Genomic DNA, 22,456 nt, shown 5'->3' on the forward strand with positions numbered 1-22,456 from the left:
CCCCGGTGCTCATTGTCATCGTCGGACCGACCGGTACCGGCAAGTCCGACCTGTCGCTCGACCTCGCCGGCCGGCTGATCGCGTCGGGCCGCCCCGCCGAGATCGTGAACGCCGACGCGATGCAGCTCTACCGCGGCATGGACATCGGCACCGCGAAGCTGGCCGTCGATGAGCGTCGCGGCGTGCCGCATCACCTGCTCGACGTGCTCGAGGTCTCCGACGAGGCCACGGTTGCGCGCTACCAGGCCGAGGCGCGTGCGGCCATCACCGGAATCCTCGACCGCGGCGCCGTGCCGATCCTCGTCGGCGGCTCCGGCCTGTACGTCTCCTCCGTCGTCTACGATTTCCAGTTCCCCGGCACCGACCCGGTCGTGCGCGCGCGGCTGGAGGCTGAGCTCACCGAGCAGGGCCCCGGCCTGATCTACGAACGGCTGAAGGCCGTCGACCCTGACGCGGCGGCCCGCATCGGCGCCAGCAACGGACGCAGGCTCGTGCGTGCCCTCGAGGTGGTCGAGCTCACCGGCGCCCCACATGCTGCGGTGCTGCCCGGCGAGCAGGTCTACTGGATGCCCGCCGTCACTCTCGGCCTGCGCCTGCCCCGCGAGGAGCTCACTCCCCGCCTCGACGCCCGGGTCGACCGGATGTGGGCGGCAGGCCTTGTCGACGAGGTACGCGAACTCATCCCCGCCGGCCTCGAAACCGGGGTCACGGCCAGCCGGGCGATCGGCTACGCCCAGGCACTGGGGCAGCTGCACGGCACCCTCAGCCAGGCTGAGGCCGTCGAGGCCACCCAGCAACTCACCCGGCGCTATGCCCGGCGGCAGGTCAGCTGGTTCAAGCGCGACCCGCACACACACTGGATCGACGCCGACGCCACTGACCGGGTCGACCAGGCCGCCGTGCACCTGACCGGCGTCTGACCGCCGACCGGCCGACCCAGTCGAGTCCCTAAACTAGGCAGATGAGTATCGACCTCCACTTCACCAAGGGCCACGGCACCGGAAACGACTTCGTGTTGATCGCGGACCCCGACGGTGAGATCGATCTCAGCCCCGAACAGATCCAGGGCATCTGCGACCGCAGGTTCGGCGTGGGCGCGGATGGCATCATCCGTGCGGTGCGCTCCAGCAAGCTGGCCGCCGGCGCCGCGGCGCTGGCCGAGGACGACCAGGCCGAATGGTTCATGGACTACTGGAACGCCGACGGCACGGTCTCGGAGATGTGCGGCAACGGCATCCGCGTGTTCACGAGATTCCTGCTCGAGCAGGGACTCGTCGAGCTCGGCCCGGGTGAGACCCTCCCGGTGGGCACCCGCAGTGGCGTGCGCGACCTGCAACGTAACAACACCGGCTACCAGGTCGACCTCGGTCGCTGGCGGCTGGAACCGGGGGAGACCCTCGTGCGCGCCAAGAACCTCGCTGTGGCCCGGCCCGGCCTCGGCATCAACGTGGGCAATCCGCACGTTGTCGTCGCCCTCGCCGACGCCGACGAGCTCGAGAGCGCCGACCTCACCTTCATTCCCCAGCTCGACCCGCCAGCTGCCGAGGGAGCCAACGTGGAGTTCGTGCTGCCGCACGACCCGCTGGTCGTCGACGGCGTCGGCCGCATCCGCATGCGCGTGCACGAACGCGGCAGCGGAGAGACCCTCTCCTGCGGCACCGGCGCCGTCGCGGCCGCCCTGGCTACCCGGCACTGGGCCGGCAAGGGCGCCCCGAACCAGTGGCGCGTTGAGGTGCCCGGCGGCGTGCTCGGCGTGCGCATGTTCCCCACCGAAGACGGCGAGCACGTCTCGCTCTCCGGCCCCGCCGACCTGGTCTTCGACGGCACCCTCCACCTGGCCTAGTCATCTCTCGCGAACCGTGAGTAAAGCCCCGAAAACCTCGGGTTTTCGGGGCTTAGGTCACGGCTCGCGAACCTAGGGGAGCTTGTGCGCCTGCAGGATGCGGAAACCCTTGTCGGTGGCATAGCGGGAGACCTCGAGGGCGCCGGGCTCGCCGGCGCCGGGGAATTCCTCGGCGAGCCAGCGGTGCAGCGAGTCGGACCCGAGGTTCCGCTGCACGACGAGCCAGGCATCCGCGCCCGGTTTGAGGCGCGGCAGCCACTGCTCGAGCATCGAGTGCAGTTCGGCCTTGCCCACCCGGATCGGCGGGTTCGACCAGATACCGGCGAAGACTACGTCGTCGGGAACATCCGTCGGCAGCACGGCGTTGATGTTGGTGAGCCCTAAGCTGGCGGCGTTCAGGCGCACGAGGTCGAGGGCTCGTTCATTGACATCCACCGCCCAGACGGTGGCGGTCGGGTCGGCGAGGGCCAGGTGCAGGCTGATCGGGCCCCAGCCGCAACCGAGGTCGAGAACATCGCCGCCGCCGGAGGGCAACGGGGCTTCACGCATCAGCACCTTGGTGCCCGTGTCGATGTGTTCGGGGGAGAAGATCGCGTTCGCCGTCGTCACCTCGCGGATCGCACCGGCGATCTTGACGGTGATCTTCCGCAATTTCAGGTCGCTGCCCGGAGTCGACGAGAAATAGTGTTCGGAAGCCATACAACGAACTTATCGAAAGAAGAGGAACTAGAGTTAAAGCAATGACTGAATCAACCGCTCCACACGACGATGACGATGTAGTTGCGCGCGTGCTGGCCAGCGCCGAGAGCCGTTCGTCCGGCTACTCCCTGTTCGCTAGCGGGTCCGCACAGGCCCTGCAGGCCCGCCCTGCCGACGGCGGATTCGACGGCGGCGACCACGACGGTGAACAGACCGAACGTGAAGACCGCAACGCCCTGCGCCGCGTCGGTGGACTCTCCACCGAACTGCAGGACGTCACCGAGGTCGAATACCGCCAGCTGCGCCTCGAGAATGTGGTGCTGATCGGCGTCTACTCCGCCCGCAGCCTGCTCGACGCCGAGAACTCCATGCGCGAGCTCGCCGCCCTGGCCGAAACCGCCGGTGCCACCGTGCTCGACGGTCTGTTGCAGCGCCGCGCCACCCCCGACCCCAGCACCTACCTCGGTAAGGGCAAGGCCCTCGAGCTCGCCTCCATCGTGGCGGCGCTCGGCGCCGACACCGTGATCGCCGACTCCGAGCTCGCGCCCAGCCAGCGGCGTGCGCTCGAAGACGTGGTCAAGGTGAAGGTGATCGACCGCACCGCGGTGATCCTGGACATTTTCAGCCAGCACGCCAAGAGCCGGGAGGGCAAGGCCCAGGTCGAACTCGCCCAGCTCGCCTACCTGCTTCCCCGCCTGCGCGGTTGGGGCGACTCGATGTCCCGCCAGGCCGGTGGCCAGGTCGGTGGCGCCGGAGCCGGCATGGGCTCGCGTGGCCCCGGTGAGACGAAGATCGAACTCGACCGTCGCCGCATCCACACCCGCATGTCCCGCCTGCGCAAGCAGATGATCGAGATGAAGCCCGCCCGCGAAGCCAAGCGCGCCAACCGCAAGCGCAACGCAGTGCCCTCCGTGGCGATCGTCGGCTACACCAACGCCGGCAAGTCCAGCCTGCTCAACCGCATCACCAAGGCCGGCGTGCTGGTGGAGAACTCGCTGTTCGCCACCCTCGATGCCACCGTGCGCAAGTCCAGCACAGCGGATGGCCGGCTGTACACCTTCACCGACACCGTCGGTTTTGTGCGCAACCTGCCCCACCAGCTGGTGGAAGCGTTCCGCTCCACGCTCGAAGAGGTCGCAGACTCCGACGTCATCATCCACGTCGTCGACGCCTCGCACCCCGACCCGGCCAGCCAGCTGGCCACGGTACGCGAGGTCATCGGCGAGGTCGGAGCCAGCGACATCCCCGAGCTGGTCGTCTTCAACAAGAGCGACCTGGTCAGCGACGACGACCGCTTGGTGCTCCGTGGCCTGTCGCCCAAGGCGATCTTCGTCTCGGCGCGCACCGGCGAAGGCATCGAGGCTGTGCTCGAGGCTGTCGAGACGATGCTGCCGCGTCCGGAGATCCGTCTGGAACTGCTGATCCCCTACGACCGCGGCGACCTCATTCCCATCCTGCACGGCCAGGGCAAGGTACTCGCGCTCGACTACGCCGAGACCGGCACCCTGGTCACCGCGCTGGTCTCTCCCGGCATCGAGGCACAATTCACCCCGTTCGTGGTCACTCCGGCCATCGCCGGCTGACCTTCGCCTGGCCTGAGGGCGGCACCCGCATCCGTTACCGGATCGGGTGCCGCCCTCTGTCGTTAACCCGCTTATCTGCCCCCGAACGTAACATTCGGCCACGCGACTGTGCCGCGCGAATCGACGGCGTTAGAGTCGTCTCAATCGTTGCCGGAACGTTCACCCGCCCGGCATGGAGCGACAGCCGAGCCCGGCACCCGCCCGCGAGGAGCTGCCCGGAATTCCTGGCGGTCCGCGGCCGCCAGGCCCTATTTGTTGTACCTACATGCCGAATGAGGAACCATGACAGCGAGCTCAACGTCCACAGCTGCGGACCCCGCGTGTCGGCCGAACATCCCGTTCTCATTCGAGCTGTACCCGCCTAAGACGGATGCCGCCGCGACCGCGCTGCACTCCACCATCGACACCCTGGCCGCGGCCGGCCCCCGGTTCATCTCGGTCACCTACGGCGCCAGCGGCTCCTCCCGCACCTCGTCGCTGGATGTGCTGCGTTACATCCGCGGGGCCACCACGGTGGACCCGATGGCGCACCTCACCTGCGTCGGCTCCTCACACGCCGAAGCCAGCAGCCTGATCCGGGAGTTCCTCGACGCCGGCGTGCGCAGCTTCCTCGCCCTGCGCGGTGACCCGCCGGAAGGGCTGACCGAGAACGACACCTTCCTCGGCGACCTGCACAGCGCCGGCGAGCTCGTGCAGCTCATTCACCGGGTGCAGGCGGAACGCGTGCCGTACCAGGAAACCCCGATCCCCGGCCTGCCGCGTGCCCGCGCAGTGAAGACCGAACGCGAACACGTGCGCATCGCCGTGGCCGCCTTCCCGAACGGGCACCCCCGCTCCCGCTCCACCGCGCAAGACATCGACACCCTGCTGGCCAAGCAGGCAGCGGGCGCGAACCTCGCCATCACCCAGCTGTTCTTCCACGCCGACCACTACCTGAGCTTCATCCAGCGGGCTCGAGAGGCCGGCGTCGAGTTCCCGATCCTGCCCGGCATCATGCCGGTGACCAGCCCCGCGCGGCTGCGACGCATCCTCGAACTCTCCGGCGAGGAACTGCCCGCCGAGCTGTCCATCCAGCTCGAGGTTGAGCCCACCGCCGAAGGCCAGCGGGAGATCGGCATCAGCCACGCCGCAGCACTGGCCGAGAAGCTCATTGCCGGCGGCGCTCCCGGCCTGCACCTCTACGCCTTCAACCAGCACGAAACAGTGCTCGCCGTCCTCGACCGGGCGGGGGCGCTCGCGCCCGGCCGAACCGGTCGACCTGCCCCATCTGCCGCCTCCGACCTATGCCTCCACCAGCCCCTCTGCCAGCACCAATGCCGGTACTCACTCCACGAAGGACTACTGATGACCACCACCGTTTCCGCATTCCCCACCGGAACGATCCTCGGCTACCCGAGAATCGGTCGCCGCCGCGAACTCAAGAAAGCCGTCGAAGCCTTCTGGGCCGGCCGGATCGACGCCGCCGAACTCGAGGCCACCGCCGCGACGCTCCGCAACACCACTCGGGAGCGGCTCGCCGGCCTGGGCCTGGGCCGTACCGACTCCTCGATCCCGGAGAGCTTCTCCTTCTACGACCAGGTGCTGGATGCAGCGGTCACCGTTGGCGCCATCCCCGCCCGCTTCGCTGACCTCGTCGACGCCGACGGTCACCTCGACCTCGCCGGCTACTTCACCCTCGCGCGCGGCGCCGGCGAGAACCTGCCCCTGGAAATGACCAAGTGGTTCGACTCCAACTACCACTACCTGGTGCCGGAGATCGGCCCGGACACCACGTTCTCCCTCGCCAGCGACCGCATCGTGCGCGAATTCGCTGAGGCCGTCGCCGCCGGTTTCCTCACCCGCCCGGTCATCGTGGGCCCGGTCACCTTCCTGCTCCTGGCCAAGCCGTCAAGCGACGCCCCGGCTGACTTCCACCCGCTCGATCGCCTGGACGACCTGCTTCCGGTCTACGCCACCCTCATCGAACGCCTGGCCGCCGCCGGCGCCCAGTGGGTGCAGCTGGACGAGCCGGGTCTTGTCAGTGAAAGCATCGACATCCCGCGTGACACAGCATTGGCCGCGCTCGCCCGGTCGTATGAGACCCTCGGCGCCCTGGAGAACCGGCCCAGCCTGTTCGTGGCGGCCCCCTATGGCAGCCTCGATGACGCCCTGCCGGTACTGGCGGGAACCCCGGTCGAGGCCATCGGGCTTGACCTCGTGCGCGGCACCGTTCCGGCCGACGTGCCCGGCCTGGGCGACACCGTTCTCGTGGCCGGCGTGATCGACGGCCACAACATCTGGCGCGGTGACCTCGCGGCCGCGTTCGAGAAGGTCGGCCAGCTGGGCGCTCTGACCGACCGGATCGCTGTCTCCAGTTCCACCTCGCTGCTGCACCTGCCGCACGACGTGACCGACGAGAGCAAGCTCGGCGCCGACCTTCCCGGCTGGCTCGCCTTCGCCGACCAGAAGATCGGCCAGGTCGCCACCCTGGCTCGCGGCCTCGCCGAGGGACAGGCGGCCATTCAGGCCGAACTCGACGCGGCGACCGCGTCCCTCGCCGCCCGCCGGGTCTCGCCCGGCGTGCGCGACGGTGCCGTGCGTGCCCGGCTCGATTCCCTCACGCCGGCCGACTTCAGCCGCGGCGACTACGAGACCCGTCTGGCCGCGCAGGAGGCCGTGCTCGACCTGCCGCCCCTGCCGACCACGACGATCGGTTCGTTCCCGCAGACCGGCGAGATCCGCCGCGCCCGCGCCCGTTTGGTCTCCGGCGAGCTCGCCCCCGCCGATTACCAGGAGCTCATGCGCGCCGAGATCGGCCGGGTGGTGCAGCTGCAGGAGGACCTGGGCCTGGACGTGCTCGTGCACGGCGAACCCGAACGCAACGACATGGTGCAGTACTTCGCCGAGAACCTCGACGGCTTCACTGTCACCGAGAACGGCTGGGTGCAGTCCTACGGCAGCCGGTGCACCCGCCCGTCGATCCTCTGGGGCGACGTCTCCCGCCCCGCGCCCATCACGGTGGAGTGGTCCAGCTACACCCAGAGCCTCACCGAGAAGCCGGTCAAGGGCATGCTCACCGGGCCGGTCACCATCCTGGCCTGGTCGTTCGTGCGGGATGACCAGCCGCTGGGGGAGACCGCCCGGCAGGTGGCCCTCGCCCTGCGCGACGAGATCGGCGACCTCGAGGCCGCCGGTATCCAGGTGGTGCAGGTGGACGAGCCCGCTCTGCGCGAACTGCTGCCACTGAAGAAGAAGGACCACGCCGACTACCTGGACTGGTCGGTCGGATCCTTCCGGCTCGCCACCGCGGGCGTCGCGGATGCCACCCAGATCCACACCCACCTCTGCTACTCCGAGTTCGGTGTGGTCATTGACGCGATCCGCAACCTGGACGCCGACGTCACCAGCATCGAGGCGGCCCGGTCGAAGATGGAAGTCGTGGCGGACCTGCAGGCCAGCGGCTTCGACCACGGCATCGGACCGGGCGTCTACGACATCCACTCGCCGCGCGTGCCCGGCGTGGCCGAGGTGACCGAACTGCTCGAACGTGCCCTCGAGTCGATCCCCGCCCGCCAGGTCTGGGTGAACCCGGACTGTGGCCTCAAGACCCGCGGCTACGCCGAGACCGTCGATTCCCTGCGCAACATCGTGGACGCCACCCGCGCTGTGCGGGCCACCCTGGTCTGAATGCACGGGTAGAACGGGAACAGGCCCGGTCCCCTCGTGGGGACCGGGCCTGTTCTCTGTGTGTCTGTGTTCTGTGAGTTGCGCGTTCTCTATCCTGTGCGGAAGGCTCAGACCGAGCGGAGCACGGCGACGACCTTGCCGAGAACCTCGGCGTAGTCACCCAGAATGGGCTCGAAGTTGGTGTTGCGGGGGAGCAGCCAGGTGTGGCCGTCGCGCTGGCGCAGCACCTTCACGGTGGCTTCGCCGTCGAGCATGGCCGCCACGATCTCGCCGTTCTCCGCGGTCTTCTGCTGGCGGATGACGACCCAGTCACCGTCGCAGATGGCGGCGTCGATCATCGACTCGCCGACGACCTTGAGCATGAACAGCTCGCCCTTGCCCACGAGCTGGCGGGGGAGCGGGAAGATCTCGTCGATCTGCTGGTCGGCCATGATCGGGATACCGGCGGCAATGCGGCCGACGAGCGGCACCATCGCCGCGTCACCGACCTGGATGCCGGCCTGGTAGTCATCCGCTGCGCCGGGCGTGACCTCGTCGGTGGACTGCGGCAGCTCGATGAGCACCTCGAGCGCGCGCGGCCGGTTCGGGTCGCGGCGCAGGTAACCGCTCAGCTCCAACTGGTGCAGCTGGTGCGTGACACTCGACAGTGAGGACAGGCCGACGGCATCGCCGATCTCGCGCATGCTCGGCGGGTAACCGCGGTCGCGCACCGAACGCTGGATGACGTCCATGATGGCGCGCTGTTTATCGCTCAGGCTCTTGCGGCGCCGCGTGGTGCCCTTGTCCCGAGGTGTGCTCTCCTGTGCCACGTTCTCGCTCCTCTAGTTGGTCGGTGTCCCGATATCGCTCCGGATGGGGTTCTTCTGCACTCCCGGATGAGCGGCAGAAGCGAATGTCAGTGGTGTCTGTTTGAGTACTGCTACCCGATCGACACTGTAGCCAAATGGCCGCGATTCCAAGACATGCATTCGAGTGTGTTGCGAAATCTCTTCCTATATTATCCGCAAACAGGGTTGATTGTTCGAACACTCGAAGATATATTCGGAACATAGATTCGCATCCGGCTCTCCCGGCCGAGGGCCGGATGCGTTACCAGGAGGTTTGACATGAGCGCAGCATACGCAGTGAAGCCCGGCTCGATCGCCGACAGTTCGGCCACCGCACGCCAGAACGGCCCTCGCACGAACGAGATGCGCCGCGGTACCCGCGCGCACCTCAGCATCGTCAGCGATGTGCCCGTACGCGCGGCTTCCGCCGCCACCTCCACCGGCCAGAGCACGACCGCCGTCCGCACCGACGTCGGGCAGTCCGCCACTGTGGTGCGCACCCGCCTGCGGCTCACCCGCCGCGGCCGGGTGGTCTTCACCGCCCTCGCGGCGGTGCCCATCGTTCTCGGTTCCATCGCGATCGCCGTGAACGGCGGTGTTGCTGCCGCGGAGGGCACCGCCACCGTGGGCGTTGCCGCGTTCGAATACGTCACCATCGAGTCCGGTCAGTCGCTCTGGCAGCTGGCGGAGTCCATCGCGCCGTCTCAGGACCCGCGTGACGTGATCGCCGACATCGTGAACCTCAACCAGCTGCCCTCCGAGGCCGTGCAGCCCGGCCAGCGCATCGCCCTCCCGGCCGACTACTAGGCCGTACCCGCTCCTCGAACGACCGCACCTCTTACTATCCGCATCCCTTCTATAGGGGAGTGGCCCCGCAAGTCCCAGAGGCCCGCACAACGGGGCCCGTCCCGGCGCAACTAAGCTTGTTCGGGTGACCAGCCTCGATGACCTGCCCCTGCGCGCCAACCTCCGCGGACAAATCCCCTACGGGGCACCGCAGCTGCACGTGCCGGTGGCACTGAACGTCAACGAGAACACCCACCCGATCCCGCCCGCGGTCGCGGCGGACATCGCCCAGGCCCTAGCCGCAGCGATCCTCACGGTGAACCGGTACCCGGACCGTGAGTTCAGCCGGCTGCGCGACGACCTCGCCACCTACCTCGGCCACGGCCTCACCCGCGACAACATCTGGGCCGCGAACGGTTCCAACGAGGTGCTGCAGCAGGTACTGCAGGCGTTCGGCGGGCCCGGCCGATCCCTGCTCGGCTACGCCCCCACCTACTCCATGTACTCGATCCTCGCCTCCGGCACCGATACCCGCTGGATCGCCGGCGGCCGCGACGCCGACTACGAGCTCTCGCCGGAGACCGCGGTGCGCTGGGTGAACGAGACGAACCCCGACATCGTCTTCCTGTGCTCGCCGAACAACCCCACCGGCACGCCGCTCTCGCTGGAGACCATCGCGGCGGTCTACGACGCCACTCCCGGCATCGTCGTCGTCGACGAGGCCTACGCGGAGTTCGCGCCGGAGGGAACCGAGAGCGCGCTGAGCCTTCTGGCCGGTCGCCCGCGCCTGCTGGTGTCGCGAACGATGAGCAAGGCCTTCGCCTTCGCCGGTGTGCGGGTCGGCTACCTGGCTGCCGACCCCGCGGTGACGGATGCGCTCCGTCTGGTGCGCCTGCCGTACCACCTGTCGGCGCTCACTCAGGCCGCCGCCGTGGCAGCGCTCGCCCACACCGGTGAGATGCTCGCCATGGTCGACGACATCCGGGTGCAGCGCGACCGGATCGTGACCGAACTGACCGCCCTGGGCTTCACCCCCTTGCGGAGCGGCAGCAACTTCGTGCTCTTCGGCGGAGTCGCCGATACACACGCGGCTTTCGAAGCGTTGCTGGCCGAGGGCATCCTGATTCGCGACATGGGCATCCCCGGTCACCTGCGGGTATCGGCCGGCACCGAGGCGGAGACGAGCGCCTTCCTCGACGCGATCGCGCGGCTGCGCCCGATAGCCGAATAAACTAACGCCATGAGCAACGTCACGCCCTCGCCTCGCCGTGCCCACCTGCAGCGCGAAACGAGCGAATCGAGCATCGACCTGTCGATCGACCTCGATGGCACCGGGGTGAGCGACATCCACACCAGCGTGCCGTTCTACGACCACCTGCTCACCGCGTTCGCCAAGCACTCGCTGACCGACCTCACCGTGCACGCCAAGGGCGACACCGAGATCGACGTGCACCACACCGTCGAAGACATCGGCATCGTGCTGGGCCAGGCCATCAAGCAGGCGCTCGGCGACAAGTCGGGCATCTCCCGCTACGGCGACGCCCTGGTGCCGCTCGACGAAGCCCTCGTGCAGGCCGTCGTCGACATCTCCGGCCGGCCCTACCTGGTGCACACCGGTGAGCCCGCGGGCTTTGAATACCACCTCATCGGTGGTCACTTCACCGGGTCGATGGTGCGGCACGTGTTCGAAGCGATCACCTTCAACGCCGCCCTCACCGTGCACATCACCGTCGTCGGCGGCCGCGACGCCCACCACATCGCCGAGGCCGAATTCAAGGCCTTCGCGCGTGCGTTCCGCCAGGCCAAGGCGTACGACGCGCTCGTCACCGGCATCCCCTCCACCAAGGGCGCCCTATGACCAAGGTGGTCGTGCTCGACTACGGCACCGGCAATGTGCACTCGGCGGTCAAGGCCCTCGAGCTGGCCGGCGCTGACGTCACCCTCACCGGCGACCGCAAGCTCGCGCTCGAAGCCGACGGTCTGCTGGTTCCCGGCGTCGGCGCGTTCAGCGCGGTCATGGCCGCCCTGAACGAGGCGCACGGCGGCGACATCATCGACAAACGACTCTCCGGCGGCCGGCCGGTGATGGGCATCTGCGTGGGCATGCAGGTCATGTTCGAGCACGGCGTCGAGCGCGGCACCGACACCGAGGGCCTCGGCGAATGGCCGGGAACCGTCACCGCGCTGCCCGCCCCCGTGCTCCCGCACATGGGCTGGAACACCGTCATCCCCGATCCGGATTCGGTGCTGTTCCGCGACCTGGAGGAAGAGCGGTTCTACTTCGTGCACTCCTACGCCGCGCAGGAGTGGACGCTCGACGTGATGCCGCCCTTCCCCGTACCCCGGCTCACCTGGGCCGACCATGGCGCACCGTTCCTGGCGGCCGTCGAGAACGGCCCGCTGTCGGCCACCCAGTTCCACCCCGAGAAGAGCGGCGACGCCGGCATCCGGCTGTTGACCAACTGGCTCGGCACCCTCCGCGACTAAGTCATCCCCCATCCGGTCGCCATCCGCGCGGCCGCAATCGAAAAGGGCACCACAGCACACCATGAGCGAGTTCACCAAGACCCCCAAACTGGTTCTCCTGCCGGCCGTCGACGTGGCCGACGGCAAGGCCGTGCGCCTCACCCAGGGCGAGGCCGGCACCGAGACCAACTACGGCGACCCGATGGATGCCGCGATGGACTGGGCGAACCAGGGTGCGGAGTGGATCCACCTGGTTGACCTCGACGCCGCCTTCGGCCGCGGCAACAACACCAACGTGCTCAGGAAGGTCATCAAGCAGCTGCGCGGCGTGAACGTCGAACTCTCCGGCGGCATCCGCGACGACCGGTCGTTGGAGGCCGCGCTCGGCACCGGCGTCAAGCGCATCAACCTGGGTACCGCCGCGCTGGAGAACCCGGAATGGGCGGCCAGCGTCATCGCTCAGTACGGCGACTCCATCGCGGTGGGCCTCGACGTGCGCGGCACTACCCTCGCCGCCCGCGGCTGGACCAAGGAGGGCGGCGACCTCTGGCAGGTGCTCGACCGTCTCGAAGAGGCCGGCTGCACCCGCTACGTCGTCACCGACGTCACCAAGGACGGCACCCTCAAGGGACCGAACATCGAACTGCTGCGCGCCGTGATGGAACGCACTCACCGTCCCGTGATCGCGTCGGGCGGCATCGCCAGCCTCGACGACATCGCCGCGCTGCGCGAGCTCGTTCCCCTCGGCCTCGAAGGCGCCATCGTGGGCAAGGCCCTGTACGCCGGGGCGTTCACCCTCGCCGAGGCGCTGGATGTCTCCGGCGCATAACCTCGGCTCCACCGGCCGGCCGAGCGAATCTGCGGACTCCGCCGGCCAGCCCTGGGCAGGCCGGTCACTGGAGCATGCCGAGTTCGCCGACGACGACGGCCTCGCGCCGCCCGCCCTGCTCGACGCGTTGCGTAGGTTCCGCTCCAGGGAGCTGGGGGAGGAGGGCGTCATCGACACGCTCCGATCGGCGCGCCTGCTGATTCCGCTGGTCACCGCGCTCGGCGCCGACGCGGATGCCGCGGCCGACGAGATCGGCGCGCACGGTCTTCGGGTCGACAAGACCCAGGAGCTCTCGATCATCACCGTGGCCGGCCCCGACGGCCGTGCCGTGCTGCCGGTGTTCTCCTCGGCCGCCGCGATGCGGCACTGGAACGCCGACGCCAGGCCGGTTCCCGCCGATGCCGCCCGGGTGGCCCTGGCCGCGGCGCAGGAGAACACCGACCTCGTGGTACTCGACCCCACCACCGACACCGAATTCGTGGTGCGTCGCCCGGCGCTCTGGGCCATCGCCCAGGCCACGCCGTGGACCCCGAGCTACGCCAGCCGCCAGGTGGCCGACGCCTTCGAGGAATCCATCGTGACCGAACTCGCCGCGCTGTCGGTGACCCTCTCCGCCGGCGACCCCGAGTCCCGGCTGGCCGGCCCCGAGCTGGTCGTGCGCCTCGGACTCGTCGACGGCCTCAGCCGCACCGACCTCGACGCCACCCTCGCGCGCCTCGGCGCCCGCTGGGCCGCCAACGACACCATCGCCACCGGCGTCGACTCCCTCCGCGTGCAACTCGTAGCCTCCGCCTGACGCGGCCGCGCCGCGCCCTCGCGCCGGGGCTAACTGTTCCCCGTCCGGACATTTGCGGCCGGCGCACCGGCCGCAAAAGTCTGCTTCGGCAACAGTTGTGAGCGGATGGGGCCGGCGCGGGTTCCGGGACGGGCGCGGGTGCGGGTGCCAATGTCGGTGGTATCGGCAAGGATAGGCAGATGACGGAGATTCTGCAGCGACTCTCGCCGGCGACCCGTGCCTGGTTCTCCGGCGCGTTCACCGCTCCCACCGAAGCGCAGCTCGGCGCCTGGGACGCCATCTCCCGCGGATCGCACACCCTCGTGGTCGCGCCGACCGGCTCGGGCAAGACGCTGGCCGCGTTCCTCTGGGCGCTCGACCGGCTCTACTCGGCATCCTCTCCGGCAGCGACGGATGCCGCGGCAACGGAGCCCGCACCGCCGCCCGCCGCCCCCACCGGCACCCGGGTGCTCTACATCTCCCCGCTCAAAGCGCTCGGTGTGGACGTGGAGCGCAACCTCCGCGCTCCGCTGGTGGGCATCGGCCAGGCCGCGGAACGGCTGGGCCTGGCTCCGGTGCGCGTGAGCGTCGGCGTACGCAGCGGCGACACCCCCGCCGCCGACCGTCGCACCCTGGTGAAGACACCGCCCGAGATCCTCATCACCACCCCCGAGTCGCTGTTCCTCATGCTCACCTCGGCCGCCCGCGAATCCCTGCGCGGCGTCGACACCGTGATCATCGACGAGATCCACGCCGTCGCGGCCAGCAAGCGCGGCGCGCACCTCGCCGTGTCGCTCGAGCGCCTGGATGCGCTGCTGGCCAAGCCCACCCAACGCATCGGGCTGTCCGCCACCGTGCGGCCGGCCTCAGAGGTAGCCCGGTTCCTCGGCGGCCTCGCCCCGGTGGAGATCGTGGCGCCGAAGAACGAGAAGCGCTTCGACCTTAAGGTGGTGGTGCCGGTCGACGACATGACCCAGCTCGGCGCCGTGCCGGTGCCAGAGGGCGCCACCTCCGCGGCCGCCCCGCAGACCGGGTCGATCTGGCCGCACGTCGAAGAGGCCATCGTCGACGCCGTGCTCGCGCACTCCTCCTCGATCGTGTTCGCCAATTCCCGGCGCCTGGCCGAGCGGCTCACGGCCCGGTTCAACGAGATCTACTCCGAACGGCTCGCCCTGGCCGCCGAGGCCGAGCTGGTGCTCGCCGGCGGGTCGAACGACGCTCGGGCAGCATCCGACGGGTTCCTCCCCGCCCTGCCCCGCCCGCCCGCCGAGCTGATGGGGGGCAGCGGCCAGACCGAGGGCGCCGAGGCGCTGCTCGCCCGCGCGCACCATGGCTCGGTGAGCAAGGACCAGCGGGCCATGATCGAAGACGACCTCAAGTCCGGCCGGCTGCGCTGCGTGGTGGCCACTTCCAGCCTCGAACTCGGCATCGACATGGGTGAGGTCGACCTGGTCGTGCAGGTGGAATCGCCGCCGTCGGTGGCCAGCGGCCTGCAGCGCGTGGGCCGAGCCGGCCACCAGGTGGGCGAGGTCTCCCGCGGCATCATCTTCCCCAAGCACCGGGCCGACCTGATCCACGCCACCGTCGCCGCCGAGCGGATGGTGAGCGGCATGATCGAATCGCTGCAGGTGCCCGCCAACCCGCTCGACATCCTCGCCCAGCAGACCGTCGCCGCGGTGGCGCTCGAGCCGATCGACGCCGAGGATTGGTTCGACGCGGTGCGCCGCAGCGCCCCGTTCGCCACCCTGCCCCGCTCCGCCTACGAGGCCACTCTCGACCTGCTCGCCGGCCGGTACCCGTCCGACCAGTTCGCCGAGCTGCGGCCGCGCATCATCTGGGATCGCGACACGGGCCTGCTGACCGGCCGGCCCGGTGCCCAACGCCTCGCCGTCACCAGCGGCGGCACCATCCCGGATCGCGGCCTATTCGGCGTCTTCATGGTGGGCGGCGACCAGCCCACCGGTCGCCGCGTGGGTGAGCTCGACGAGGAGATGGTCTACGAATCCCGCGTCGGCGACGTCTTCGCGCTCGGAGCCACCAGCTGGCGCATCCAAGAGATCACCCACGACCGGGTGCTCGTGGTGCCGGCGTTCGGCGAGCCCGGTCGGCTGCCGTTCTGGAAGGGTGACGGCCTGGGTCGGCCCGCCGAACTCGGCGCGGCGATCGGTGCGTTCCTCCGCGAGGTGTCCGCGCTGACGCCGGCGAAGGCCCGCGCCCGCTGCCTGGCCGTGGGCCTCGACGAGCGGGCGGTCACCAACCTGCTGGCCTTCCTCGACGAACAACGCGCGGCCACCCGCTACCTGCCCACCGACCAGACCCTGGTGGTGGAGCGGTTCCGCGACGAACTCGGCGACTGGAGGGTGATCCTGCACTCGCCGTTCGGCCTCACCGTGCACGCACCCTGGGCCCTCGCCGTCGGCGCCCGGGTGCGGGAACGCTTCGGCATCGACGGTGCCTGCGTCGCCAGCGACGACGGCATCGTGGTGCGCATCCCCGACACCGAAGCCGAGCCGCCCGGCGCCGACCTCTTCGTCTTCGAACCCGACGAACTCGAACAGCTCGTCACCGACGAGGTCGGCGGCTCCGCCCTGTTCGCCTCCCGGTTCCGGGAGTGCGCCGCGAGGGCGCTACTGCTGCCCAGGTACCGCCCGGGCAGCCGGTCACCGCTCTGGCAACAACGGCAGAAGGCGTCGCAGCTGCTCGACGTGGCCCGCGAGTACCCGTCGTTCCCGATCATCCTCGAGACCATCCGCGAATGCCTGCAGGATGTCTACGACCTGCCCGCCCTCGTGGGCCTGGCCAAGCAGGTGGCGAGCCGCGCCATCCGGCTGGTGGAGACGAGCACCGACTCGGCCAGCCCGTTCGCCAACGCCCTGCTGTTCGGCTACGTCGCCGCCTTCATGTACGAGGGCGATTCGCCGCTGGCCGAACGCCGCGCCACCGCCCTCTCGATCGACTCCGGTCTGCTGGCCGAACTGCTCGGCCGGGTGGAGCTGCGCGAACTCCTCGATCCTGCCGTGATCGAACGCACCGACGCGGAGCTGCAACGGCTCGCCCCCGACCGCCGGGCGAAGGGTGTGGAAGGCGTCGCCGATCTGCTCCGCGGGCTCGGCCCGCTCACCGTGGCCGAGGTGGCGGAGCGCCTCGAAGCGCCCGCGGCCGAGCCCAGCACCGCAGAACCCAGTGCCGCAGAACCCGGCGCCGACACCGTCGAGTCGGAGTCCAGCGTTCCCAGCGCCAGCTTGGCCGACGCCCGCGCGCATCTCGACACGCTCACCCGCGCCCGCCGGGCCCTCAAGGTAGGAATCGCCGGCGAGGAACGTTGGGCGGTGATCGAGGATGCCGGCCGGTTGCGTGACGCGCTCGGAGTGCCGCTGGCACCGGGCATCCCCGAGGCGTTCACCGAAAGCGTGCGCGACCCGCTCGGCGACCTGGTCAGCCGGTATGCCCGCACCCACGGGCCGTTCACCACGGCCGACGTCGCCGCCCGGTTCGGTTTCGGCACCGCCATCGCGCTCGGTGCCCTTCGCCGGCTGGCCGACGCCCGCCGCATCGTCGAGGGAGAATTCCGCCCGCACGGCAGCGGCAGCGAGTGGTGCGACGCCGAGGTGCTGCGGCGCCTGCGTCGCCGCTCGCTCGCGGCGCTCCGGCACGAGGTCGAACCCGTCGACCAGGGCACGCTCGGCCGGTTCCTGCCGGCCTGGCAGCACGTGGGCGGCAAGCTGCGCGGCATCGACGGTGTCGCCGCCGTGATCGAACAGCTCGAGGGCGCGCGCATCCCGGCCTCGGCCTGGGAGACGCTGATCCTGCCGTCCCGGGTCGCCGACTACAGCCCGGCGATGCTCGACGAACTCACCAACGCCGGCGAGGTGCTCTGGGCCGGTGCCGGATCGCTCAGCGGCAACGACGGTTGGGTGAGCCTGCACCTGGCCGACACGGCACCGCTCACCCTGCCCGTGCCCACGATCTTCGACACCACCGCCCTGCAACAGGAGATCCTCACCACCCTCGGCAGCGGGGGCGGCTATTTCTTCCGCCAGCTCGCCGACGCTGTGGGCAGTCAGGACGATTCCGCCCTGGTCGACTCCCTCTGGGACCTGGTCTGGGCCGGCCTGGTGAGCAACGACACTTTCGCGCCGGTGCGCTCGCTGATCAGCGGCGGCAGGTCGGCGCACTCCACCCGGCGCGCGGCACCCCGCGCCCGGCTGCACCGCGGCCGCGCGCTGCCCCGGCCCACGATGCCCAGTCGGCAGGGCCCGCCCACGGTCTCGGGCCGCTGGTCCATCGTGCCCGTCGCCGACACGTCGTCGACCCGGCGTGCCCACGCCCTGGGTGAGACGCTGCTGGAACGCTACGGCGTGGTCACCCGCGGTGCCGTGATGGGCGAGAACGTGCTCGGCGGCTTCGCCCTGGTCTACAAGACGCTCAGCGGCTTCGAGGAAATGGGCCGCTGCCGCCGCGGCTACTTCGTGGAGGGACTCGGCGCGGCCCAGTTCGCCACCGCCGGCACCATCGACCGGATGCGCGGCTACGTCGACCAGCGCGAACGCGCCGAACGCGGCGACAGGTCGGCCCCCGCCACGGTCACCCTCGCCGCCACCGACCCGGCCAACCCCTACGGTGCCGTGCTGCCCTGGCCGGCCCTGCCCGAGGGCACCGGGCATCGGCCCGCGCGCAAGGCCGGCGGCCTGGTGGTGCTCGTCGACGGCCAGCTGGTGCTCTACGTGGAGCGCGGCGGCAAGTCGGTGCTCGCCTTCGACGGAACGTCGGCAGCCGGGGCGACCGGCGACGACGCCGGGGGAACAGCCGGTGACGCTGGCGCCGGCGGCAGCGGTCAGTCCGGGCCGGCGACCGTCGATGCCACCGGGGCGCACGTGAGCGGGGCGGGTGCCGGCGCGGACACCTCCCGCGGATCCGGCCTATCGAGTCAGGGCCAGACCATCTACGGGCAACCGCGTCAGGACCAGTCTCGTCAGGGCGTGCGCGAGGCACCCTCCGACATCATCCTGGCCGCCACCCGGTCGCTGGCCGCGACCGTGACCGCCGGCCGAGTGGCCAAGCTCGCCGTGGAAAGCGTGAACGGGGAATTCGTGCTCGGAACCGTGGTGGGCGACGCCCTGCGCCTGGCCGGATTCACCGAGACGCCGCGTGGACTGAGGCTGAATGCCTGAGTTGCGCGGCGAGACCAACGCCGAAGTGGGCGCGGATGCCTGAGGGCGACACCGTGTACCGCAGCGCCCGCAGCCTCGACGCGGCGTTGCACGGGGCCACGCTCACCCGCTGCGACATCCGCGTGCCGGCGTTCGCCACCGTGGACCTCACCGGGCAGGTGGTGCACGAGGTGGTCAGCCGCGGCAAGCACCTGGTGGCGCACGTGGGGGAGACCACCATCCACTCCCATCTGAAGATGGAGGGCACCTGGCACCTCTACCGGCACGGCACGGCGTGGCGACGCCCTGCCTTTCAGGCGCGGATCGTGCTCGAGACGGCGGACTGGGTAGCCGTGGGATTCGAACTGGGCACCCTCGAACTGTTCCCCACCAGCGCTGACGAGCAGCATCTCGGCTACCTCGGCCCCGACCTGCTCGGCGCGGACTGGGACGCCGCCGAAGCCGTGCGCCGGCTCACCGCGGTGGCGGAGCGACCGGTGGCGGTCGCGCTCGGCGACCAGCGCAACCTGGCCGGGCTCGGCAACGTGTACGTCACCGAACTGTGCTTTCTGCGTGGGCTGCTGCCCACCCGCCCGATGGGCGAGGTCACCGACCCCGACGGGCTCGTCGCACTGGGCCACCGCCTGATCCTGGCCAACCGCGACCGCTCCGAACGCACCACAACGGGCAATCTGCGCCGCGGTATGGGCACGTTCGTCTACGGGCGCCAGCGGCAGCCGTGCCGGCGGTGCGGCACCCGCATCCGCTCGGGCCAGCTCGGCCGCAGCGAACTCGAGCAGCGGGTCACCTACTGGTGCCCGGTCTGCCAGACCTGATCGGCCTAAGAGGCCATCTGCGCGTGCCCGGCGGAATCACTGAGGTCATCGGAGCGGTCATCCCCGCTGATCTCGGCCCACACCTCGTCAAGAGACAGGCCCACGACGTCGGCGATCGCCGCGATCGTGGGAAAGGCGGGCGTGGCGATCCGGCCGGATTCGATCTTGCGCAGTGTCTCCGGCGACACCCGCGCCGCCAAGGCGATGTCGAGCATCGAGCGTGATCCGCGTGCACGACGCAGCACGGCGCCGAGACGCTGTCCGCGTTCGATTTCTGCGAGGGTGAGCGGCAATCTGACCATGGCCCGATTCTAGTACGGGATAATATGGCCGGTATAGTTATTGGTTCCACTGGAAAGGCCCCCATGATCGAAATCCTGACCCCCGCCGAGCTCGCCAGAGCCCGGGCCACCGGCGCCCTGGTCGCCGACATCCTGCACACCCTGAAGAGCCGCTGCGAAGTGGGCACGAACCTGCTCGACATCGACCGCTGGGCGCAGGCCATGATTCTCGCCGCCGGGGCACAGTCCTGCTACGTCGACTACGCCCCGTCGTTCGGGCGCGGGCCGTTTGGCCACTACATCTGCACGGCCGTCAACGACGCCGTGCTGCACGGGCTGCCCGGCGACTACCCGCTCGCCGACGGCGACCTGCTCACCCTCGACCTCGCCGTCTCCCTGAACGGCATCGCTGCGGACTCGGCCATCAGCTTCATCGTGGGGGAGTCGCGGCCGGCGGAGAGCGTGGCGTTGATCAGTGCCACCGAAGACGCGCTGCGGGCCGGGATCGCCGTCGCCGGGCCCGGCGCCCGCATCGGTGACATCTCGCACGCCATCGGCACCGTGCTCAGCGCGGCAGGGTACTCGATCAACCTGGACTTCGGTGGTCACGGCATCGGGTCGACCATGCACCAGGACCCGCACGTGTCCAACGACGGCCGGCCCGGCCGGGGCTACACGCTACGGCCGGGACTGCTGCTGGCCCTGGAACCGTGGGTGATGGTGGACACCAACAGGCTCGTCACGGATGCCGACGGCTGGACTCTGCGCAGCGCGACGGGATGCCGCACGGCGCACAGCGAACACACGATCGCCATCACCGAGGATGGAGCTGAGATTCTGACACTGCCGACGCTGACGCCGGCGTGAGTGGGCGCCTTAGTTGACGGGGCCGGTGAACTTCTCGCCCGGGCCCTGGCCGATCGGGTCGGGAATGCTGGACGCCTCGCGGAACGCCAGCTGCAACGACCGCAGGCCGTCGCGCAGGCTGCGTGCGTGCATATCGGAGATGTCGGGCGCGGATGCGGTGATCAAGCCGGCGAGGGCCGTGATCAGCTTGCGCGCCTCATCGAGGTCGATTTGCGTGTCGGGGTCGTCGGCGAGGCCGACCTTGACCGCCGAAGCGCTCATCAGGTGCACCGCAGCGGTCGTGATGATCTCCACCGCCGCCACATCCGCGATGTCCCTCGTGGCCTGGCCGGACTGATCCTGATCGTAATTGTCGCTCACTGGTTTCCTCTGCTATGCTTACCCGGGCTCCGAGATGAAAGTCTCGGTACGAAAGTGGATAATCTCCCACCCGCGCTTGACCGCTTCATAAAGGTTACCGGGTAGTTTGCACTCCGCCGTCGCTTGTTGGTTTCCAGCTTGCACGGTAGATAGGGTGCCGCACGTGGTTGATGAGTGACGGAACTAGGAAAAGTTCCGAAACCCAAGAATTGCGCGCGCGATTGTCTCCTCTTCGTCTCCGGACGACATCCGTTGTCAGGCTGTAGCCACGATGCTTGAGTAGAGGAGAGACGCATCAGCGATCCCCGTACAAATGACCGTATCCGCGTCCCCGAAGTCCGTCTCGTTGGTCCCAACGGCGAACAGGTTGGGGTCGTGGCGATTGATGTCGCCCTGCGCCTGGCACAGGAGGCTGACCTCGATCTGGTCGAAGTAGCCCCCACGTCCAAGCCGCCGGTCGCGAAGATCATGGATTACGGCAAGTTCAAGTACGAAGCTGCGCAGAAGGCCAAAGAAGCCCGGCGCAACCAGGCGAACACGATCCTCAAAGAGGTTCGTTTCCGTCTCAAGATTGATAAGCACGACTACGAGACCAAGCGCAAGCGCGCCGAAGGCTTCCTGAAGGCCGGCGACAAGGTCAAGGCCATGATTCTGTTCCGTGGCCGTGAACAGTCCCGTCCCGACCAGGGTGTACGTCTGCTTCAGAGATTTGCCGAGGATGTCGCGGAATTCGGTTCTGTGGAATCGAGCCCGACCATCGACGGTCGAAACATGGTCATGGTGATTGGCCCGCTGAAGAACAAATCAGAGGCCAAGGCAGAGGCCAATGCACATAGAGCTGCCGACAAGGCAGCCAAACAGGAGGAAAAGAATGCCTAAGCAGAAGACCCACTCTGGGACAAAGAAGCGTTTCAAGGTCACTGGCTCCGGCAAGATCATGAAGCAGCAGGCCGGACTTCGCCACAACCTCGAGGTCAAGAGCACGCAGCACAAGTCACGCCTGAACCAGGACCAGGTTCTCGCCAAGGCCGACGTCAAGGCCATCAAGAAGCTTCTCGGCCACTAGGCCCCGTACCCCTAAAGGAATTAGAAAATGGCAAGAGTAAAGAGGGCCGTCAACGCCCACAAGAAGCGTCGCGTAATTCTTGAGCGCGCCGAGGGTTACCGCGGTCAGCGTTCACGCCTGTACCGCAAGGCCAAGGAGCAGGTCACTCACTCCCTCGTCTACAGCTACCGTGACCGTCGTGCACGCAAGGGTGACTTCCGTCGCCTGTGGATCCAGCGCATCAACGCTGCGTCCCGCGCGAACGGCCTGACCTACAACCGTCTGATCCAGGGCCTCGCCCTGGCCGGCATCCAGGTCGACCGTCGCATCCTCGCCGACCTCGCCGTCACCGAGCCCGCCACCTTCGCGGCCATCGTTGAGAGCGCCAAGGCAGCACTGCCCGCCGACACCTCCGCTCCGAAGGTTGTTGCAGCGAAGTAGTC

The 22,456-nt window shown here is 69.2% G+C and carries 20 protein-coding genes and 1 pseudogene; 17 read left to right on the forward strand and 4 right to left on the reverse strand.

Translation table 11 applies throughout. From position 1 onward, the window contains the following. Positions 1–5: 5 nt before the first annotated feature. Together miaA and dapF are read left to right on the forward strand one after the other, a co-directional pair. Positions 6–920, forward strand: coding sequence for a tRNA (adenosine(37)-N6)-dimethylallyltransferase MiaA (gene miaA, locus CTB96_RS07360; RefSeq protein WP_110126246.1), 915 nt, complete (start codon positions 6–8; stop codon positions 918–920). Positions 921–961: 41 nt separating this feature from the next. Beyond that, positions 962–1,843 carry a diaminopimelate epimerase gene (gene dapF / locus CTB96_RS07365; protein ID WP_110126247.1) on the forward strand — a complete coding sequence of 294 codons (882 nt, stop codon included), beginning with the start codon at positions 962–964 and terminating at the stop codon, positions 1,841–1,843. Positions 1,844–1,915: 72 nt separating this feature from the next. On the opposite strand, the gene CTB96_RS07370 is transcribed toward dapF, so the two are convergent. After that, positions 1,916–2,542 (reverse strand): class I SAM-dependent methyltransferase, encoded by a 627-nt coding sequence (locus CTB96_RS07370; protein ID WP_110126248.1) that lies wholly within the window; start codon positions 2,540–2,542, stop codon positions 1,916–1,918. A 41-nt stretch (positions 2,543–2,583) separates the two neighbouring features. Here CTB96_RS07370 and hflX point away from each other — a divergent pair, with 41 nt between their 5' ends. The 3 genes and pseudogenes from hflX (at position 2,584) to metE (ending at position 7,791) form a co-directional block, all read left to right on the forward strand. Next, entirely contained in the window at positions 2,584–4,125 is a 1,542-nt protein-coding gene (hflX, locus tag CTB96_RS07375) for a GTPase HflX (RefSeq protein WP_110126249.1), read from the forward strand. Positions 4,126–4,407: 282 nt separating this feature from the next. Further along, a pseudogene (locus CTB96_RS20690) lies at positions 4,408–5,343 on the forward strand (methylenetetrahydrofolate reductase); the annotation flags it as partial. A gap of 126 nt (positions 5,344–5,469) precedes the next feature. Further along, positions 5,470–7,791 (forward strand): 5-methyltetrahydropteroyltriglutamate--homocysteine S-methyltransferase, encoded by a 2,322-nt coding sequence (gene metE, locus CTB96_RS07380; protein ID WP_219993234.1) that lies wholly within the window; start codon positions 5,470–5,472, stop codon positions 7,789–7,791. A 107-nt stretch (positions 7,792–7,898) separates the two neighbouring features. On the opposite strand, the gene lexA is transcribed toward metE, so the two are convergent. After that, the gene (lexA, locus tag CTB96_RS07385; protein ID WP_110126251.1) at positions 7,899–8,600 is read right to left on the reverse strand and encodes a transcriptional repressor LexA; all 702 of its coding nucleotides are present in this window, start codon (positions 8,598–8,600) and stop codon (positions 7,899–7,901) included. Between the two features lie 297 nt (positions 8,601–8,897). On the opposite strand from lexA, the gene CTB96_RS07390 reads away from it, so the two are divergent. From CTB96_RS07390 to CTB96_RS07425, 8 genes are all read left to right on the forward strand, one after another. Continuing rightward, a complete protein-coding gene (locus CTB96_RS07390) occupies positions 8,898–9,425 on the forward strand; it encodes a LysM peptidoglycan-binding domain-containing protein (protein ID WP_248283262.1) in 528 nt (175 codons plus the stop codon). A gap of 124 nt (positions 9,426–9,549) precedes the next feature. Beyond that, a complete protein-coding gene (locus CTB96_RS07395) occupies positions 9,550–10,635 on the forward strand; it encodes a histidinol-phosphate transaminase (protein WP_110126252.1) in 1,086 nt (361 codons plus the stop codon). Positions 10,636–10,644: 9 nt separating this feature from the next. Beyond that, positions 10,645–11,262 (forward strand): imidazoleglycerol-phosphate dehydratase HisB, encoded by a 618-nt coding sequence (gene hisB, locus CTB96_RS07400; RefSeq protein ID WP_110126253.1) that lies wholly within the window; start codon positions 10,645–10,647, stop codon positions 11,260–11,262. Next, the gene (gene hisH, locus CTB96_RS07405) at positions 11,259–11,891 is read left to right on the forward strand and encodes an imidazole glycerol phosphate synthase subunit HisH (protein WP_110126254.1); all 633 of its coding nucleotides are present in this window, start codon (positions 11,259–11,261) and stop codon (positions 11,889–11,891) included. The genes hisB and hisH overlap by 4 nt, the downstream gene beginning before the upstream one ends. A gap of 61 nt (positions 11,892–11,952) precedes the next feature. Then, complete coding sequence (gene priA, locus CTB96_RS07410; protein ID WP_110126255.1) at positions 11,953–12,699, forward strand: bifunctional 1-(5-phosphoribosyl)-5-((5-phosphoribosylamino)methylideneamino)imidazole-4-carboxamide isomerase/phosphoribosylanthranilate isomerase PriA; 747 nt, start codon at positions 11,953–11,955, stop codon at positions 12,697–12,699. After that, positions 12,683–13,495 carry an SseB family protein gene (locus tag CTB96_RS07415; protein WP_110126256.1) on the forward strand — a complete coding sequence of 271 codons (813 nt, stop codon included), beginning with the start codon at positions 12,683–12,685 and terminating at the stop codon, positions 13,493–13,495. Before priA ends, CTB96_RS07415 begins: the two co-directional genes overlap by 17 nt. 179 nt (positions 13,496–13,674) lie before the next feature. Beyond that, the gene (locus CTB96_RS07420) at positions 13,675–18,645 is read left to right on the forward strand and encodes an Lhr family ATP-dependent helicase (RefSeq protein WP_110126257.1); all 4,971 of its coding nucleotides are present in this window, start codon (positions 13,675–13,677) and stop codon (positions 18,643–18,645) included. Between the two features lie 35 nt (positions 18,646–18,680). Further along, positions 18,681–19,460: a DNA-formamidopyrimidine glycosylase family protein gene (locus tag CTB96_RS07425; protein WP_110126258.1), complete on the forward strand. Its 780-nt coding sequence runs from the start codon at positions 18,681–18,683 to the stop codon at positions 19,458–19,460. Positions 19,461–19,465: 5 nt separating this feature from the next. Here CTB96_RS07425 and CTB96_RS07430 read toward each other — a convergent pair whose 3' ends face one another. After that, the gene (locus CTB96_RS07430) at positions 19,466–19,762 is read right to left on the reverse strand and encodes a helix-turn-helix domain-containing protein (protein WP_110126259.1); all 297 of its coding nucleotides are present in this window, start codon (positions 19,760–19,762) and stop codon (positions 19,466–19,468) included. 63 nt (positions 19,763–19,825) lie between these two features. On the opposite strand from CTB96_RS07430, the gene map reads away from it, so the two are divergent. Continuing rightward, positions 19,826–20,608, forward strand: coding sequence for a type I methionyl aminopeptidase (gene map, locus CTB96_RS07435; protein WP_110126260.1), 783 nt, complete (start codon positions 19,826–19,828; stop codon positions 20,606–20,608). A gap of 9 nt (positions 20,609–20,617) precedes the next feature. On the opposite strand, the gene CTB96_RS07440 is transcribed toward map, so the two are convergent. After that, a complete protein-coding gene (locus tag CTB96_RS07440; RefSeq protein ID WP_103429550.1) occupies positions 20,618–20,968 on the reverse strand; it encodes a DUF1844 domain-containing protein in 351 nt (116 codons plus the stop codon). Positions 20,969–21,262: 294 nt separating this feature from the next. Here CTB96_RS07440 and infC point away from each other — a divergent pair, with 294 nt between their 5' ends. Genes infC through rplT form a run of 3 tightly spaced genes read left to right on the forward strand, consistent with a single transcriptional unit; the run spans position 21,263 to position 22,454 of the window. Beyond that, complete coding sequence (gene infC, locus CTB96_RS07445) at positions 21,263–21,847, forward strand: translation initiation factor IF-3 (RefSeq protein ID WP_084020755.1); 585 nt, start codon at positions 21,263–21,265, stop codon at positions 21,845–21,847. After that, on the forward strand, positions 21,840–22,034 hold the full coding sequence (gene rpmI, locus CTB96_RS07450; RefSeq protein ID WP_110126261.1) for a 50S ribosomal protein L35: 195 nt from the start codon (positions 21,840–21,842) through the stop codon (positions 22,032–22,034). The genes infC and rpmI overlap by 8 nt, the downstream gene beginning before the upstream one ends. 27 nt (positions 22,035–22,061) lie before the next feature. Beyond that, a complete protein-coding gene (rplT, locus tag CTB96_RS07455) occupies positions 22,062–22,454 on the forward strand; it encodes a 50S ribosomal protein L20 (protein ID WP_110126262.1) in 393 nt (130 codons plus the stop codon). Positions 22,455–22,456: the final 2 nt, after the last annotated feature.

This window comes from Cryobacterium arcticum, from assembly GCF_003185895.1.
Classification (GTDB): Bacteria; Actinomycetota; Actinomycetes; order Actinomycetales; family Microbacteriaceae; genus Cryobacterium; species Cryobacterium arcticum.

What these genes read in the sequence shown, in the direction of transcription:
- dapF (WP_110126247.1), top strand. Translation starts at nt 962, where the DNA reads ATGAGTATCGACCTCCACTTCACCAAGGGCCACGGCACCGGAAACGAC.
- CTB96_RS07370 (WP_110126248.1), bottom strand. Translation starts at nt 2,542, where the DNA reads ATGGCTTCCGAACACTATTTCTCGTCGACTCCGGGCAGCGACCTGAAA.
- hflX (WP_110126249.1), top strand. Translation starts at nt 2,584, where the DNA reads ATGACTGAATCAACCGCTCCACACGACGATGACGATGTAGTTGCGCGC.
- metE (WP_219993234.1), top strand. Translation starts at nt 5,470, where the DNA reads ATGACCACCACCGTTTCCGCATTCCCCACCGGAACGATCCTCGGCTAC.
- CTB96_RS07390 (WP_248283262.1), top strand. Translation starts at nt 8,898, where the DNA reads ATGAGCGCAGCATACGCAGTGAAGCCCGGCTCGATCGCCGACAGTTCG.
- hisB (WP_110126253.1), top strand. Translation starts at nt 10,645, where the DNA reads ATGAGCAACGTCACGCCCTCGCCTCGCCGTGCCCACCTGCAGCGCGAA.
- hisH (WP_110126254.1), top strand. Translation starts at nt 11,259, where the DNA reads ATGACCAAGGTGGTCGTGCTCGACTACGGCACCGGCAATGTGCACTCG.
- priA (WP_110126255.1), top strand. Translation starts at nt 11,953, where the DNA reads ATGAGCGAGTTCACCAAGACCCCCAAACTGGTTCTCCTGCCGGCCGTC.
- CTB96_RS07415 (WP_110126256.1), top strand. Translation starts at nt 12,683, where the DNA reads ATGTCTCCGGCGCATAACCTCGGCTCCACCGGCCGGCCGAGCGAATCT.
- CTB96_RS07420 (WP_110126257.1), top strand. Translation starts at nt 13,675, where the DNA reads ATGACGGAGATTCTGCAGCGACTCTCGCCGGCGACCCGTGCCTGGTTC.
- CTB96_RS07425 (WP_110126258.1), top strand. Translation starts at nt 18,681, where the DNA reads ATGCCTGAGGGCGACACCGTGTACCGCAGCGCCCGCAGCCTCGACGCG.
- CTB96_RS07430 (WP_110126259.1), bottom strand. Translation starts at nt 19,762, where the DNA reads ATGGTCAGATTGCCGCTCACCCTCGCAGAAATCGAACGCGGACAGCGT.
- map (WP_110126260.1), top strand. Translation starts at nt 19,826, where the DNA reads ATGATCGAAATCCTGACCCCCGCCGAGCTCGCCAGAGCCCGGGCCACC.
- rpmI (WP_110126261.1), top strand. Translation starts at nt 21,840, where the DNA reads ATGCCTAAGCAGAAGACCCACTCTGGGACAAAGAAGCGTTTCAAGGTC.
- rplT (WP_110126262.1), top strand. Translation starts at nt 22,062, where the DNA reads ATGGCAAGAGTAAAGAGGGCCGTCAACGCCCACAAGAAGCGTCGCGTA.